Source organism: Klebsiella variicola (assembly GCF_000828055.2).
Classification (GTDB): domain Bacteria; phylum Pseudomonadota; class Gammaproteobacteria; order Enterobacterales; family Enterobacteriaceae; genus Klebsiella; species Klebsiella variicola.
In genome coordinates, this window is sequence record NZ_CP010523.2 from 2,294,783 (window position 1) to 2,307,464 (window position 12,682).

15 protein-coding genes are annotated in these 12,682 nt (G+C 61.9%); 12 read left to right on the forward strand and 3 right to left on the reverse strand.

All coding sequences use genetic code 11. The features are described from left to right. Window positions 1–6: 6 nt before the first annotated feature. The gene (locus SP68_RS10715) at window positions 7–378 is read right to left on the reverse strand and encodes a VOC family protein (RefSeq protein ID WP_023297790.1); all 372 of its coding nucleotides are present in this window, start codon (window positions 376–378) and stop codon (window positions 7–9) included. A gap of 500 nt (window positions 379–878) precedes the next feature. Between SP68_RS10715 and SP68_RS10720 the strand changes: the two genes are divergently transcribed. The 12 genes from SP68_RS10720 to ccmI all read left to right on the forward strand — a co-directional run bounded on the left by SP68_RS10720 (window position 879) and on the right by ccmI (window position 11,388). Next, entirely contained in the window at window positions 879–1,634 is a 756-nt protein-coding gene (locus tag SP68_RS10720) for a gluconate 2-dehydrogenase subunit 3 family protein (RefSeq protein ID WP_004175724.1), read from the forward strand. A gap of 2 nt (window positions 1,635–1,636) precedes the next feature. Then, window positions 1,637–3,421 (forward strand): GMC family oxidoreductase, encoded by a 1,785-nt coding sequence (locus SP68_RS10725; RefSeq protein WP_002908285.1) that lies wholly within the window; start codon window positions 1,637–1,639, stop codon window positions 3,419–3,421. Between the two features lie 10 nt (window positions 3,422–3,431). Next, window positions 3,432–4,772 (forward strand): c-type cytochrome, encoded by a 1,341-nt coding sequence (locus SP68_RS10730; protein ID WP_162499959.1) that lies wholly within the window; start codon window positions 3,432–3,434, stop codon window positions 4,770–4,772. A gap of 83 nt (window positions 4,773–4,855) precedes the next feature. Then, on the forward strand, window positions 4,856–5,479 hold the full coding sequence (gene ccmA / locus SP68_RS10735; RefSeq protein ID WP_012541448.1) for a cytochrome c biogenesis heme-transporting ATPase CcmA: 624 nt from the start codon (window positions 4,856–4,858) through the stop codon (window positions 5,477–5,479). Beyond that, window positions 5,476–6,135, forward strand: a complete 660-nt coding sequence (gene ccmB, locus SP68_RS10740; RefSeq protein WP_012967964.1) for a heme exporter protein CcmB — start codon at window positions 5,476–5,478, stop codon at window positions 6,133–6,135. The genes ccmA and ccmB overlap by 4 nt, the downstream gene beginning before the upstream one ends. Before the next feature lie 49 nt (window positions 6,136–6,184). Further along, entirely contained in the window at window positions 6,185–6,922 is a 738-nt protein-coding gene (locus tag SP68_RS10745) for a heme ABC transporter permease (RefSeq protein WP_008804529.1), read from the forward strand. Next, window positions 6,919–7,149, forward strand: a complete 231-nt coding sequence (gene ccmD, locus SP68_RS10750; protein WP_002908220.1) for a heme exporter protein CcmD — start codon at window positions 6,919–6,921, stop codon at window positions 7,147–7,149. Before SP68_RS10745 ends, ccmD begins: the two co-directional genes overlap by 4 nt. Continuing rightward, window positions 7,133–7,591 carry a cytochrome c maturation protein CcmE gene (gene ccmE, locus SP68_RS10755; protein WP_004143391.1) on the forward strand — a complete coding sequence of 153 codons (459 nt, stop codon included), beginning with the start codon at window positions 7,133–7,135 and terminating at the stop codon, window positions 7,589–7,591. The genes ccmD and ccmE overlap by 17 nt, the downstream gene beginning before the upstream one ends. Beyond that, window positions 7,588–9,540, forward strand: coding sequence for a heme lyase CcmF/NrfE family subunit (locus SP68_RS10760; RefSeq protein ID WP_032735830.1), 1,953 nt, complete (start codon window positions 7,588–7,590; stop codon window positions 9,538–9,540). The genes ccmE and SP68_RS10760 overlap by 4 nt, the downstream gene beginning before the upstream one ends. Then, a complete protein-coding gene (locus SP68_RS10765) occupies window positions 9,537–10,091 on the forward strand; it encodes a DsbE family thiol:disulfide interchange protein (protein ID WP_008804532.1) in 555 nt (184 codons plus the stop codon). The genes SP68_RS10760 and SP68_RS10765 overlap by 4 nt, the downstream gene beginning before the upstream one ends. Window positions 10,092–10,102: 11 nt before the next feature. Continuing rightward, window positions 10,103–10,549: a cytochrome c-type biogenesis protein gene (locus SP68_RS10770; RefSeq protein ID WP_162499962.1), complete on the forward strand. Its 447-nt coding sequence runs from the start codon at window positions 10,103–10,105 to the stop codon at window positions 10,547–10,549. Then, on the forward strand, window positions 10,546–11,388 hold the full coding sequence (ccmI, locus tag SP68_RS28720) for a c-type cytochrome biogenesis protein CcmI (protein WP_040968604.1): 843 nt from the start codon (window positions 10,546–10,548) through the stop codon (window positions 11,386–11,388). Before SP68_RS10770 ends, ccmI begins: the two co-directional genes overlap by 4 nt. Window positions 11,389–11,652: 264 nt before the next feature. Here the strand turns inward: ccmI and SP68_RS10780 are convergent, their stop codons facing one another. Both SP68_RS10780 and SP68_RS26375 read right to left on the reverse strand, forming a co-directional pair. Next, on the reverse strand, window positions 11,653–12,171 hold the full coding sequence (locus SP68_RS10780; RefSeq protein WP_040968603.1) for a GNAT family N-acetyltransferase: 519 nt from the start codon (window positions 12,169–12,171) through the stop codon (window positions 11,653–11,655). 25 nt (window positions 12,172–12,196) lie between these two features. After that, a complete protein-coding gene (locus tag SP68_RS26375) occupies window positions 12,197–12,658 on the reverse strand; it encodes a GNAT family N-acetyltransferase (protein ID WP_022066436.1) in 462 nt (153 codons plus the stop codon). Window positions 12,659–12,682: the final 24 nt, after the last annotated feature.

Below are 12,682 nucleotides of genomic sequence, written 5' to 3' on the forward strand. Positions count from 1 at the left end.
CGCCCGTTAAGACGCCAGATGGCACACGGCTTCAATATTGTGTCCGTCTGGCGCAATCACAAAGGCGGCGTAGTAACTGGCGTGGTAGTTTGGCCGTAACCCCGGCGCGCCGTTGTCCTTTCCTCCGGCGGCCAGCGCCGCCTGCCAGAAGGCATCGACCTGCTCGCGGCTGTCGGCGCGAAAGGCAATGTGCAGCGGCGCCGGTTTTTCCGCACTTTGATAGAGGCATAGAGAGACATCGCCGCTGCCGGCCAGCTCTGCGCCGTAGGTCGGCTCGCCTTCGCCAACCAGCGTTACGCCAAGCGGGGCCAGGGCCTGTAAAAAGAACGCTTTGCTGGCGGCATAGTCGCTAGCGCCGAACTTCACATGATCGAACATATCTACTCTTCTCCTGTGGATGGGGATCGCCAGCTGAACGCGTTAGCCGGGAAATAGATGCAAAATAGTTAACAACGGTTATTAACTTTTTTAACAGCTCAAAATGTTTAATTATTCCTAATACGAGTATTTACAGACGTTTAATCTGCCATGTACCATAAACAAAAAATAACATTTGTGATACAAGTCACTCTTTTATGGCGCATGGGTAAGCTCAGCGCGGTGTGAACACCGTCGGTTTACCGCCTCAAGGTTATGGCAGCACCCTTCTCACGATGACATTCCGGTGAATTTCTCTCCGATTTCCCGCGTTTCGTTGAGAATCGTCTACTATCCAAACGATAACCCTATAAATGATATCGCCTCTGGCGATGTTTTATCCGACTTGCCGGGCCGGGCCAGACGCTAAGCGGTTTGAAAGCGCAATGGTATCGGTTCCAGCACGACATTCACTGGGTTTGTCTGCGACAAAAACAGTAATTTTCAATGACAGGAATGTGATGATGTCGAGCGAGAAAACCAACAATTCCAGGCGTGATTTCCTGGTGAAATCGATGGCGCTGATCCCGACGGTGGTGATCGGCGGCGCGGGAGCAGGGGCCATTGGCGTGGCCACCAGCGCGACCGCGCAGGCGGCCCCCGCGTCTGAGCCTGCTTCCGGGAACACGGCGGCGGCCAGCGACTGGAAGCCGCAGTTCTTCAACGATCGTGAGTGGGCGTTTATCAACGCCGCCGTCGCTCGCTTAATCCCGGCGGATGAACTCGGTCCCGGCGCCAAAGAGGCCGGCGTCCCGGAGTTTATCGACCGCCAGCTCAATACCCCCTACGCCACCGGCTCCATCTGGTATATGCAGGGGCCCTTCAACCCCGACGTGCCGAAAGAGATGGGTTATCAGCTGCCGCTGGTGCCTAAACAGATCTATAACCTCGGGATCGCTGATGCCGAGGCGTGGTGCCAGGACAAATATCATAAAACCTTCGCTGAACTGAGCAGCGAGCAGCAGGACGAGGCGCTCGGCCTGTGGGAATCCGGCAAAGCCGAGTTCAAACAGCTGCCGGCCTCGCTGTTCTTCACCTATCTGCTACAGAACACCCGCGAAGGGTTCTTCAGCGACCCGATCCATGGCGGCAATAAAGGCATGGTCGGCTGGACGCTGATTAATTTTCCCGGCGCGCGCGCCGACTTTATGGACTGGGTTGAACGGGGCGAACGCTACCCCTTCCCGCCGGTATCAATTAATGGGGAGAGGGCGTAATTATGGCCACCGTATTGAAAAAAACCGATGTCGCGATCGTCGGCTTCGGCTGGGTTGGGGCAATCATGGCCAAAGAGCTGACCGAAGCCGGGCTCAACGTCGTCGCGCTGGAGCGCGGCCCGATGCGCGACACCTGGCCGGATGGCGCCTATCCGCAGGTGATTGATGAGCTGACCTACAACATCCGCCGCAAGCTGTTCCAGGATCTGTCGAAAAGCACTGTCACCATCCGGCATAACACCAGCCAGCAGGCGGTGCCGTATCGCCAGCTGGCGGCCTTCCTGCCGGGTACCGGCGTGGGCGGTGCCGGGCTGCACTGGTCCGGCGTCCATTTCCGCGTCGATCCCATCGAACTGCGGATGCGCAGCCACTATGAAGAACGCTACGGCAAAAACTTCATTCCCCAGGATATGATCATCCAGGATTTTGGCGTCACCTACGACGAGCTGGAACCCTTCTTCGATAAAGCGGAAAAAGTGTTCGGCACCTCCGGGACCGCCTGGTCGATCAAAGGCAAGGTCGTCGGCAAAGGCCGCGGCGGCAACGCCTTCGCCCCGGACCGCTCAGACGACTTCCCGCTGCCGGCGCAGAAAAACACCTGGTCGGCGCAGCTGTTTGAAAAAGCGGCGCTGGAAGTGGGGTATCACCCCTATAACCTGCCGTCGGCCAACACTTCCGACTCCTATACCAACCCCTACGGCGCGCAGATGGGCCCGTGCAACTTCTGCGGTTTCTGCAGCGGCTACGCCTGCTACATGTACTCCAAAGCCTCGCCGAACGTGAACATCCTGCCGGCGCTGCGCCAGGAAAAACGCTTTGAGCTGCGGACCAACGCCAACGTGCTGAAGGTCAACCTGACCGACGACAAATCCCGCGCCACCGGCGTGACCTACGTCGACGGCCAGGGGCGCGAAATGGAACAGCCGGCGGACCTGGTGATTATCGGCGCCTTCCAGTTCCACAACGTGCACCTGATGCTGCTCTCCGGGATCGGCAAACCGTACAATCCGGAGACCGGCGAAGGGGTGGTGGGGCGTAACTTCGCCTACCAGAACATGACCACCATCAAGGCCATTTTCGACAAAGACACCTATACCAACCCGTTTATCGGCGCGGGCGGCAACGGCGTCGGGGTCGACGACTTCAACGCCGACAACTTCGACCACGGCGCGGCGGGCTTTGTGGGCGGTTCACCATTCTGGGTCAACCAGGCCGGGACCAAGCCCATCTCCGGTTTCCCGGTACCGCCGGGCACCCCGGCGTGGGGCAGCAAGTGGAAAGCGGCGGTTGCCGATACCTACACCCATCACCTGTCGATGGATGCCCACGGCGCGCACCAGTCCTATCGGCAGAACTACCTCGATCTTGATCCGAACTACAAAAACGTCTTCGGCCAGCCGCTGCTGCGCATGACCTTCGACTGGCAGGAAAACGACATCAAGATGGCGCAGTTTATGTTCGATAAGATGGCGCCGATCGCCAAAGCGATGAAGCCGAAATATATCCTCGGCAGCCCGAAAAACGCCAACAGCCACTTTGATACCACCACCTACCAGACCACCCATATGAATGGCGGGGCGGTAATGGGGGAAGATCCGAAAACCAGCGCCGTGAACCGTTATCTGCAAAGCTGGGACGTGCATAACGTCTTCGTCATCGGCGCCTCCGCGTTCCCGCAGGGGCTGGGCTACAACCCAACCGGCACGGTGGCCGCGCTGGCCTACTGGTCAGCGAAGGCGATCCGCGAGCAGTATCTGAAAAATCCGGGACCCCTGGTGCAGGCATAAAGGAAGGCAGATGATGAAAATGCAATGGTTATCGGCCCTGGTGCTTGGGGCATTGAGCTGCGCGGCTTTTGCCGAAGAGGCGCCTGCGGACAGCAATCTGATTAAGCAGGGGGAGTATCTGGCGCGGGCGGGGGACTGTGTCGCCTGCCACACCAACGGCAAAGCGGGGAAACCTTTCGCCGGCGGTTTGCCGATGGAGACGCCGATCGGCACCATCTACTCCACCAATATCACGCCGGATAAAGAACACGGCATCGGCGGGTACACCTTCGAAGAGTTCGACGACGCGGTGCGCAAGGGCGTGCGGAAAGACGGTTCCACGCTCTATCCGGCGATGCCGTATCCCTCGTTCGCGCGGATCAGTGAAGCGGACATGCGCGCCATGTACGCCTACTTTATGCATGGCGTGGAACCGGTGAATGCCGCCAAAAAGGACACCGACATCCCGTGGCCGCTGTCGATGCGCTGGCCGCTGGCGTTCTGGCGCGGCATCTTCGCCCCGACGCCGAGCGACTTTGTCGCCAACCCGCAGGTTGACCCGGTGCTGGAGCGCGGCCGCTATCTGGTGGAAGGCCTGGGCCACTGCGGTGCCTGCCATACCCCGCGCAGTCTGACGATGCAGGAAAAAGCGCTCAGCGAAAGCGAAGGCGATGATTACCTGGCGGGCAGCAATGCGCCGATTGACGGCTGGGTCGCCTCCAGCCTGCGCGGCGAAAACCGCGACGGTCTGGGGACCTGGAGCGAGGCTGAGCTGGCCGAGTTCCTGAAAACCGGACGCAACGATAAATCGGTGGTCTTCGGCGGCATGAGCGATGTGGTGGAGCACAGTCTGCAGTATCTTTCTGATGACGACATCACCGCCATCGCCCGCTATCTGAAGTCGCTCCCGCCGCGCGGCGGCAAACAGACCCCAGCCCCGGTGGAAGACAGCGTGGCGAAAGATCTGTGGAAGGGTAACGACAGCAAAACCGGCGCCGCGCTGTACGTTGATAACTGCGCCGCCTGCCACCGCACCGACGGCGCGGGCTATAAACGCGCCTTCCCGTCGCTGAAGGGCAACCCGGTGGTACAGACCGAAGATGCCACTTCGCTTATCCATATCGTTCTGACCGGGAGCACCACGCCGGCGGTGAAAGATGCGGTCTCCAACCTGACCATGCCGTCGTTCGGCTGGCGTCTGGACGACCAGCAGGTGGCGGATGTGGTCAACTTCATCCGCACCAGTTGGGGCAACAATGCGCCGGCGGTCAGCGCCAGCGATGTGGCGAAGGTGCGTAAGGAGACCGCAGCGCACGATGAGAAGGCGTTAGGCAACGCCGATATCTCGAAGCTGCCGGGGGCCGGACAGTAATCGTCAGGGTTGCGTCGCCCGCGCGGCGCAACCCATACTTAGCCACGACGTAAAATACTGTCTGAATCAAGGAGTTTGCCTTCATGCTGCATGCAGAGCGACTGACCTGCATCGTTGACGATCGACCGCTATTTGCGGCGCTGACGCTGTCCCTCGCTGCCGGCGAGCTGCTGCAGGTCGCCGGTGATAACGGCGCGGGGAAAACCTCGCTGCTGCGGATCCTTTGCGGCCTGGCGCGCCCGGAAAGCGGGGTGGTGAGCTGGCAGGGGCAGCCGCTGGCGAAGGTCCGGGAGTCATTTCATCGTCAGTTGCTGTGGCTGGGCCATAAACCCGGCGTCAACGCGGCGCTGACCGCCGATGAAAACCTGCGTTTCTTCTTTCCATCCAGCCGCCTTCAGCAGCGGGAAAGCGCCCTCGCCGCCGTCGGCCTGGCGGGCTATGAAGACCTCCCCTTGAGCCAGCTCTCCGCCGGGCAGCAGCGGCGGGTGGCGCTGACCCGCCTGTGGTTAACCGACGCGCCGCTGTGGATCCTCGATGAGCCGTTCACAGCGCTCGACGCCACGGCGATGGAAACCCTGACCCGCCGCCTGGAGCAGCACGCCCGGCAGGGGGGAAGCGCGATCCTCACCACTCATCAGCCGCTGCGGCCGCTGCGCTGTCCGTTGCGCACCCTGCGCCTCGGCGGCGACGCGGGAGGCGGGCAATGATGCGAGCGCTGTTGGCCCGGGAACTGCGCCTGGCGTGGCGCAGCGGGGCGGAGATCCTCAATCCGCTCTGGTTCTTTCTGATCGTCATCACCCTGTTTCCGTTCGGCGTCGGCGCCGCGCCACAGCTGCTGGCGCAGATTGCGCCGGGCGTGGTGTGGGTCGCCGCGCTGCTGGCGGCGCTGCTGGTGATGGATCGGTTGTTTCGCGACGACTGGCAGGACGGTTCCCTGGAGCAACTGATGCTCCTGCCGACGCCGCTGGTGGCGGTTGTGCTGGTGAAGGTGGTTGCCCACTGGATGATGAGCGGCCTGCCGCTGCTGATCGTCTCGCCGCTGGCGGCGCTGCTGCTGGGGATGAGTCTGCACGATGCCGGCGTGCTGGCGCTGACCTTGCTGCTCGGCACCCCGACGCTCAGTTTTCTCGGCGCGGTGGGGGTTGGCCTGACGGTCGGTCTGAAGCGCGGCGGCGTCCTGCTGAGCCTGCTGGTGCTGCCGCTGGCGGTGCCGCTGCTGATTTTCGCCACCGCGGCCTGTCAGGCGGCGGCCGCTGGGCTCCCGGTTAGCGGCTATCTGGCGATGCTGGCGGCGTTCTTAACCGCCAGCGCCACCCTGTGCCCGTTCGCCACCGCCGCCGCGCTGCGGCTGACCGTGCAATAATTCGCTGCGCCTGCGGGCGCGGCTATCATAACCGTGTGAGTAAGCGTCTATGTGGAAAGCGTTACATCAACTGGCGATCCCCGAGCGGCTGTACCGTCTGTGCGGATGCTGGATCCCCTGGCTGGCGGCGTTGAGCGCGCTGTTGCTGGTCATCGGCCTGGGGTGGGGCTTTGGCTTCGCCCCCGCGGACTATCAGCAGGGGGAAAGCTATCGGATCATGTACCTTCACGTCCCGGCGGCGATGTGGTCGATGGGGCTGTACCTGGCGATGGCCGTCGCGGCCTTCGTCGGGGTGGTCTGGCAGATCAAAATGGCCGACCTGGCGATCGCCGCCCTGGCGCCGGTGGGGGCGGTCTGCACCCTGGTGGCACTGGTCAGCGGCGCGGCATGGGGTAAGCCGATGTGGGGAACCTGGTGGATCTGGGACGCCCGCCTGACCTCAGAGCTGGTGCTGCTGTTTCTTTACGCCGGAGTCATCGCCCTGTGGCACGCCTTTGACGACCGGCGGCTGGCCGGGCGCGCGGCCGGGATCCTCGTCCTGGTCGGGGTGGTCAATCTGCCCATCATTCATTACTCGGTCTACTGGTGGAACACCCTGCACCAGGGCTCGACCAACCTGCAGCAAACCATCGACCCAAGCATGCGTCTGCCGCTGCGGATCTGCATCTTTGCCTTCCTCATGCTGTCGGTCACGCTGACCCTGATGCGCCTGCGTAACCTGATCCTGCAGCTGGAGCGTCGTCGACCGTGGGTGGTGGCGCTGGTGAATAAAGGAGCTGCCCGATGAGCCCCGCTTTTTCGTCTTTCGCCGCCTTCCTGAATATGGGCGGCTATGCCGTGTACGTCTGGCTGGCGGTGGCCGTGGCGGTCGCCGCCTTTGGCTTGCTGACGGTGCACACTCTGTGGGCGCGGCGGGCGCTGTTCCATGAGGTACGACGCCAGCAGGCGCGCGAGCGGCGGATCGCTGCCGCCCGCGAACACGACAAGGAGGCCGCGGATGCAAGCGCGTCGTAAAACCCGGCTGTATATCGTGCTGGCGGTGCTCGCCGGCCTCGGGCTGACCGTCAGCCTGACGCTGTACGCCCTGAGCAGCAATATCGATCTGTTCTACACCCCGGGGGAAATTATCTACGGCAAAACGGAAACCCGGGCGCTGCCCCATACCGGGCAGCGGCTGCGGGTGGGGGGCTACGTTCAGCCGGGCTCCCTGCAGCGCGACCCGCAAACCCTCGACGTGCGCTTTAAGCTGTATGACGCCCGCGGGGTGGTGGACGTCAGCTATAAGGGCATTCTGCCGGACCTGTTTCGTGAAGGGCAGGGTGTGGTGGCCCAGGGCGTGCTGGACGGCGAGCGGCATATCACCGCCCAGCAGGTACTGGCCAAGCATGATGAAAATTACACGCCGCCGGAGGTGAAAAACGCCATGACGCCGGAGAAAACGGGGGCGCAGCCATGATGCCGGAGCTGGGCAACTTTTTATTGTGTCTGGCGGCGGGGCTGGCGCTGCTCCTGAGCGTCTATCCCCTGTGGGGCGCGGCGCGGCAGGACCGGCGGCTGATGGCCCTGGCCCGGCCGCTGGCCTGTGGGCTGTTCGCCTGTATCGGCGGCGCCTTCCTGCTGCTGGTGCACGCCTTCGTGGTCAATGACTTTACCGTCCGCTACGTGGCGGAAAACTCTAACAGCGCGCTGCCGGTGTGGTATCGGGTGGCGGCGACCTGGGGGGCGCACGAGGGCTCGCTGCTGCTGTGGGTCCTGCTGCTCAGCGTCTGGACCTTCGCCGTCGCCCTCTTCAGCCGCCGGATGCCGCTCGACGCCGTCGCCCGGGTGCTGGCGGTGATGGGGATGATCGCCTTTGGGTTCCTGCTGTTTATCCTCTTTACCTCCAACCCGTTCAGCCGCGGCCTGCCGCAGTACCCCATTGATGGCCGCGACCTCAATCCCCTGTTGCAGGATATCGGCATGATTTTCCATCCGCCGATCCTCTATATGGGTTACGTCGGCTTCTCGGTGGCTTTCGCCTTTGCCATCGCCTCGCTGTTGGCGGGGCGGCTGGATACTGCCTGGGCGCGCTGGTCGCGTCCCTGGACCCAGGCGGCATGGATGTTCCTCACCCTCGGCATCGTGCTGGGCTCGGCGTGGGCCTATTACGAACTGGGCTGGGGCGGCTGGTGGTTCTGGGACCCGGTGGAAAACGCCTCGTTTATGCCGTGGCTGGTGGGGACCGCGCTGTTACACTCCCTGGCGGTGACCGAGAAGCGCGGCAGTTTCCGCGCCTGGACGGTGCTGCTGGCCATCGCCGCCTTCTCTCTGTGTCTGCTGGGCACCTTCCTGGTGCGCTCCGGGGTGCTGGTCTCAGTGCATGCCTTCGCCTCGGATCCGTCGCGCGGGCTGTTTATTCTGGTACTGCTGATTGTCGCCATCGGCGGATCGCTGCTGCTGTACGCCCTGAAGGGCGGCCGGGTGCGGGCGCGGGTGGAACATACGCTGTGGTCGCGCGAGTCGTTCCTGCTTGGCAACAATATCTTGCTGATGGCCGCGATGCTGGTGGTGCTCCTCGGAACGCTGCTGCCGCTGGTGCATAAAGAGCTGGGCCTCGGCAGCATCTCCATTGGCGAGCCGTTCTTCAATACCATGTTCACCGCCCTGATGGCGCCTTTTGCGCTGCTGCTGGGGCTGGGACCGCTGATCCGCTGGCGGCGCGATGACGTCGCCAGGCAGATTAAACGCCTGATTATTGCCCTGGTGGTGACGTTGTCACTTTCTCTGGCGCTGCCGTGGCTGCTGCAGGACCGTATCACCGCCATGGCGATCATCGGCCTGATGATGGCCCTGTGGGTGCTGATCTTCGCCCTGATGGAGGTTCACGAACGGGCCACCCATCGCCACGGCTTCTGGCGCGGCCTGCGCACTCTGACCCGCAGCCAGTGGGGGATGGTGCTCGGCCACGTCGGCGTGGCGGTGACCGTTATCGGCATCACCTTCAGCCAGAACTACAGCGTGGAACGCGATGTACGGATGCGCCCCGGCGACAGTATCGATATCCATCACTATCACTTTGTGTTTAACGGCGTGCGCAATATCGTCGGCCCCAACTGGACCGGCGGCGAAGGCATTATTGCCGTGACCCGCAACGGCCGCCCGGAAGCGACGCTGTATGCCGAGAAGCGCTTTTACACCGCCAGCCGGATGATGATGACCGAGGCGGCGATCAGCGGCGGGCTGACCCGCGATCTGTACGCCGCGCTGGGGGAAGAGCTGAGCGACGGCAGCTGGGCGGTGCGTCTGTACTATAAACCGTTCGTTCGCTGGATCTGGTACGGCGGGGTACTGATGGCCCTCGGCGGTCTGTGCTGCATGCTCGACCCGCGCTACCGGATGCGTAAGAAGCTGCAGGAGGCCTCATGAACCGGAAGCTACTGTTTATCCCGCTGGTGCTGTTTCTGGCACTGGCCGCTGCGCTGTTCTGGCAACTGATGCGCAACGCCGATGGCGATGACCCGACGACCCTCGAGTCGGCGCTGATTGGCAAACCGCTGCCGGAATTTCGCCTTGAAGCGCTGAATACCCCCGGCCAGACGCTGGACCGGCGCACGCTGATTGACGGCAAGCCGCTGCTGCTTAACGTCTGGGCCACCTGGTGTCCAACCTGTCGCGCCGAGCATCAGTTTCTCAACGGCCTGGCGCAGCAGGGCGTGCGGGTGGTGGGGATGAACTACAAAGACGATCGGCAGAAGGCGATGAGCTGGCTGCAGCGCCTGGGGAACCCGTACATGCTGAGCCTCTACGATGGCAACGGCATGCTTGGCCTGGATCTCGGGGTCTATGGCGCGCCGGAGACGTTTCTCATCGACGGTCAGGGCATCATCCGCTGGCGGCACGCCGGCGACCTGAACGAACGGGTGTGGCGCGAGGAGCTCCAGCCGCTGTGGGATCAATACAACCGGAGGGCGGGCTGATGAGATGTGCAATGGTCATCCTGCTGGCGCTGATGCTGACCGGCCAGGCGTGGGCCGCCATCGACACCTGGCAGTTTAAGGATGAGGCCCAGGAGCAGGCCTTCCGCGAGATCACCTCCCAGCTGCGCTGCCCGAAATGCCAGAACAACAGCATCGCCGACTCAAACGCGATGATTGCCGCTGATATGCGGCAGAAGGTGTACGAGCTGATGCAGCAGGGGAAAACGAAAGGGCAGATCGTTGACTATATGGTGGCCCGCTACGGTCATTTTGTCAGCTACGAGCCGCCGCTGACCGCGGGCACGGTGCTGCTGTGGCTGGGGCCGGGGCTGTTCGTGCTGGCGGGCGCGGGGGTGATTATCGCCCGCGCGCGTCGTCGCGACATTCCTGACGCGGCGCTCAGCGCTGAAGAGCGCCAGCGTCTGGAGGCATTATTGAAAGAAGGAAAAGAACGATGAGCCTGTTGGTGGTTATCGTCGCGCTGCTGCTGGCTGGCGCGCTGGGGCTGCTTTATTACCCGTGGCCGGGCAAAGGGGCGGTGGACCGCGATGCCCTCAACCGCGTCCTGTACCAGTCGCGCCTGCAGGAGCTGGCGCAGGAGCGCGGCGAGGACAACCCGGCGCTGGTCGTCGAGCTGCAGCGCACGCTGCTGACGGATATTCCGCCCCAGGCACAGCCTGGCGAACGGCCGCTAAGCCGCTGGGCGCTGCTTCCGGGCGCGCTGCTGCTGGTGGTTCTGAGTCTGGGCCTGTATCTGAAAACCAGCGATATTGGCCAGGTGCTGCTCTGGCAGCAGGCTGAACGGCATTATCCTGCGCTATTGCAGCAGGTTAAGGACCCGACGGCGCCGCCGCTGCGTATGGATGAGCTGGCGGAGCTGCGGCTTGGCCTGCGCAGCCATCTGCAGACTACGCCGAACGACCTCGCCGGCTGGCAGCTGCTTGGGCGTCTTGGCCTGTTGTTGAACGATGGCGAGACAGCGATCGGCGCCTTTGGCCGGGCGCATGATCTGGCGGCGGATGACCCGGCGGCGGCTTTCGATTACGCCAGCGCGCTGGTGCGGGCGGGGGATAGCGGTCAGGTTCGGATGGGCGAGTTGCTGCTGCGTGACCTGCATCAGCGGCAGCCGAACAGCCTGCCGGTGCTGGAGATGCTGGCCCTGAGCGCGGTGCGTAATGAAGATTACCCCGAAGCCGTGGCAGCCTTGCAGGCGTTACTGGCCCGGCTGCCGGAAGGGGATGCGCGGCGCGAGGCGATCGTCCGCCAGCTGGCGCAAGCGCAGCAGCAGGCGCAGTAACAGCCCGGCGGCGCTGCGCAGGCGCGGGCCAGGGGCATGCCACCAGAAGAGTACGGGCGGCCCTGTTTTTGTAGGCCGGGTCAGGCGCAGCCGCCACCCGGCAAAATAACGGCACAAGAGTGGCACAACCGCGTAGCCGGATAAGGCGCCACGCGCCGCCATCCGGGATTTTCCGAGCCGGCGCTACGCTTAGCCGCTAGCGCGTGACGTCTCCTGGTGTCGATCACGCCTGCTGTGTGCCAGAGCGGACGTCGTAATGTTTGTTCAGCTAACACCCGTTGAGCGTTTCATAATGATATCTCTCTGGGGATCTGTCCCAACCTGGAAGATATGTTCACCCACCTCGGTAAACCCAAGCTTACGGTAAAAAGAGATTGCCCTTGGGTTATGTTCCCAGACACCTAACCAGACAATATCCGATCCCTGTGCCGCAAATTCAGCAAAGCACTTGTGTATCAGCGCTTGTGCAAAACCTTTGCCATGATAAGGTTCATCGATATACAGACTCAGGATTTCCCCGGCGTGAATGCTATTTACACAGGGAGGAAATGCTTCCCACCTCAGTTGGGCATACCCTATCAGTTTGCTTTCGTATTCGCAGACTAATGTAATCCAGTCTTCTCTGAGGATTTCTTGCAACTGAGTATCTGTTGAATAACTTGCCTGGCAGTGAAGCTCCATATCCTTCTGAGTATTACCCGCTTCAAACGTTTTTCTAAAGGTGCGTTCGGCTAAAATGGCAAGCTCTTCTGCATCAGAGGGACGGGCCCTACGGATTAACATTTATCATTACTCTCAAAAAATAGTCTTACTTTTGCCCGGGTTGACGATAAATATCGGGTCGATTGATTTGCCAGACAAAATCTGGTTGGTTCAATGGGTTATACCCCAGCTTCTGGTATAGCCAGGGCGCGCTAGAGGTTACCAGCATTATCCGTCGCAGGCGTGACATCACGGGATGGGCGTGACAGCATTCAATCAGCCAACGACCAAGACCACTTTTCTGATACTCGTTCAGCACGTAGACGTCGCACAAATAACCAAAAGTGGCATAGTCGGTGACCAGACGGGCGAAGCCGATTTGTCTTGTTCCATCCAGAAGCGCAAAACAAAGGCTGTTCTGGATTGATATTCTGACCGTTTCAGCATCAATGCCAGGCGCCCAGGACGATTGCGAGAGGTAATCGTGAATGGCTTCCTGCTGAAAAAAGGCGGGATCGGTTGTGACAGTAAACTGGCCTTGGGTAAAACGCAGATGCTGATTATCCACTAAACGACTCCTTGCAAACTTGCT

Excerpts from the sequence above, each read along its gene's own strand:
- SP68_RS10725 (WP_002908285.1), top strand. The coding sequence starts at position 1,637 with ATGGCCACCGTATTGAAAAAAACCGATGTCGCGATCGTCGGCTTCGGC.
- ccmA (WP_012541448.1), top strand. The coding sequence starts at position 4,856 with ATGCTGCATGCAGAGCGACTGACCTGCATCGTTGACGATCGACCGCTA.
- SP68_RS10715 (WP_023297790.1), bottom strand. The coding sequence starts at position 378 with ATGTTCGATCATGTGAAGTTCGGCGCTAGCGACTATGCCGCCAGCAAA.
- SP68_RS10780 (WP_040968603.1), bottom strand. The coding sequence starts at position 12,171 with ATGTTAATCCGTAGGGCCCGTCCCTCTGATGCAGAAGAGCTTGCCATT.
- SP68_RS10760 (WP_032735830.1), top strand. The coding sequence starts at position 7,588 with ATGATGCCGGAGCTGGGCAACTTTTTATTGTGTCTGGCGGCGGGGCTG.
- SP68_RS10765 (WP_008804532.1), top strand. The coding sequence starts at position 9,537 with ATGAACCGGAAGCTACTGTTTATCCCGCTGGTGCTGTTTCTGGCACTG.
- SP68_RS10770 (WP_162499962.1), top strand. The coding sequence starts at position 10,103 with ATGGTCATCCTGCTGGCGCTGATGCTGACCGGCCAGGCGTGGGCCGCC.
- SP68_RS10745 (WP_008804529.1), top strand. The coding sequence starts at position 6,185 with ATGTGGAAAGCGTTACATCAACTGGCGATCCCCGAGCGGCTGTACCGT.
- ccmE (WP_004143391.1), top strand. The coding sequence starts at position 7,133 with ATGCAAGCGCGTCGTAAAACCCGGCTGTATATCGTGCTGGCGGTGCTC.
- ccmI (WP_040968604.1), top strand. The coding sequence starts at position 10,546 with ATGAGCCTGTTGGTGGTTATCGTCGCGCTGCTGCTGGCTGGCGCGCTG.
- SP68_RS10720 (WP_004175724.1), top strand. The coding sequence starts at position 879 with ATGATGTCGAGCGAGAAAACCAACAATTCCAGGCGTGATTTCCTGGTG.
- ccmB (WP_012967964.1), top strand. The coding sequence starts at position 5,476 with ATGATGCGAGCGCTGTTGGCCCGGGAACTGCGCCTGGCGTGGCGCAGC.
- ccmD (WP_002908220.1), top strand. The coding sequence starts at position 6,919 with ATGAGCCCCGCTTTTTCGTCTTTCGCCGCCTTCCTGAATATGGGCGGC.
- SP68_RS10730 (WP_162499959.1), top strand. The coding sequence starts at position 3,432 with ATGATGAAAATGCAATGGTTATCGGCCCTGGTGCTTGGGGCATTGAGC.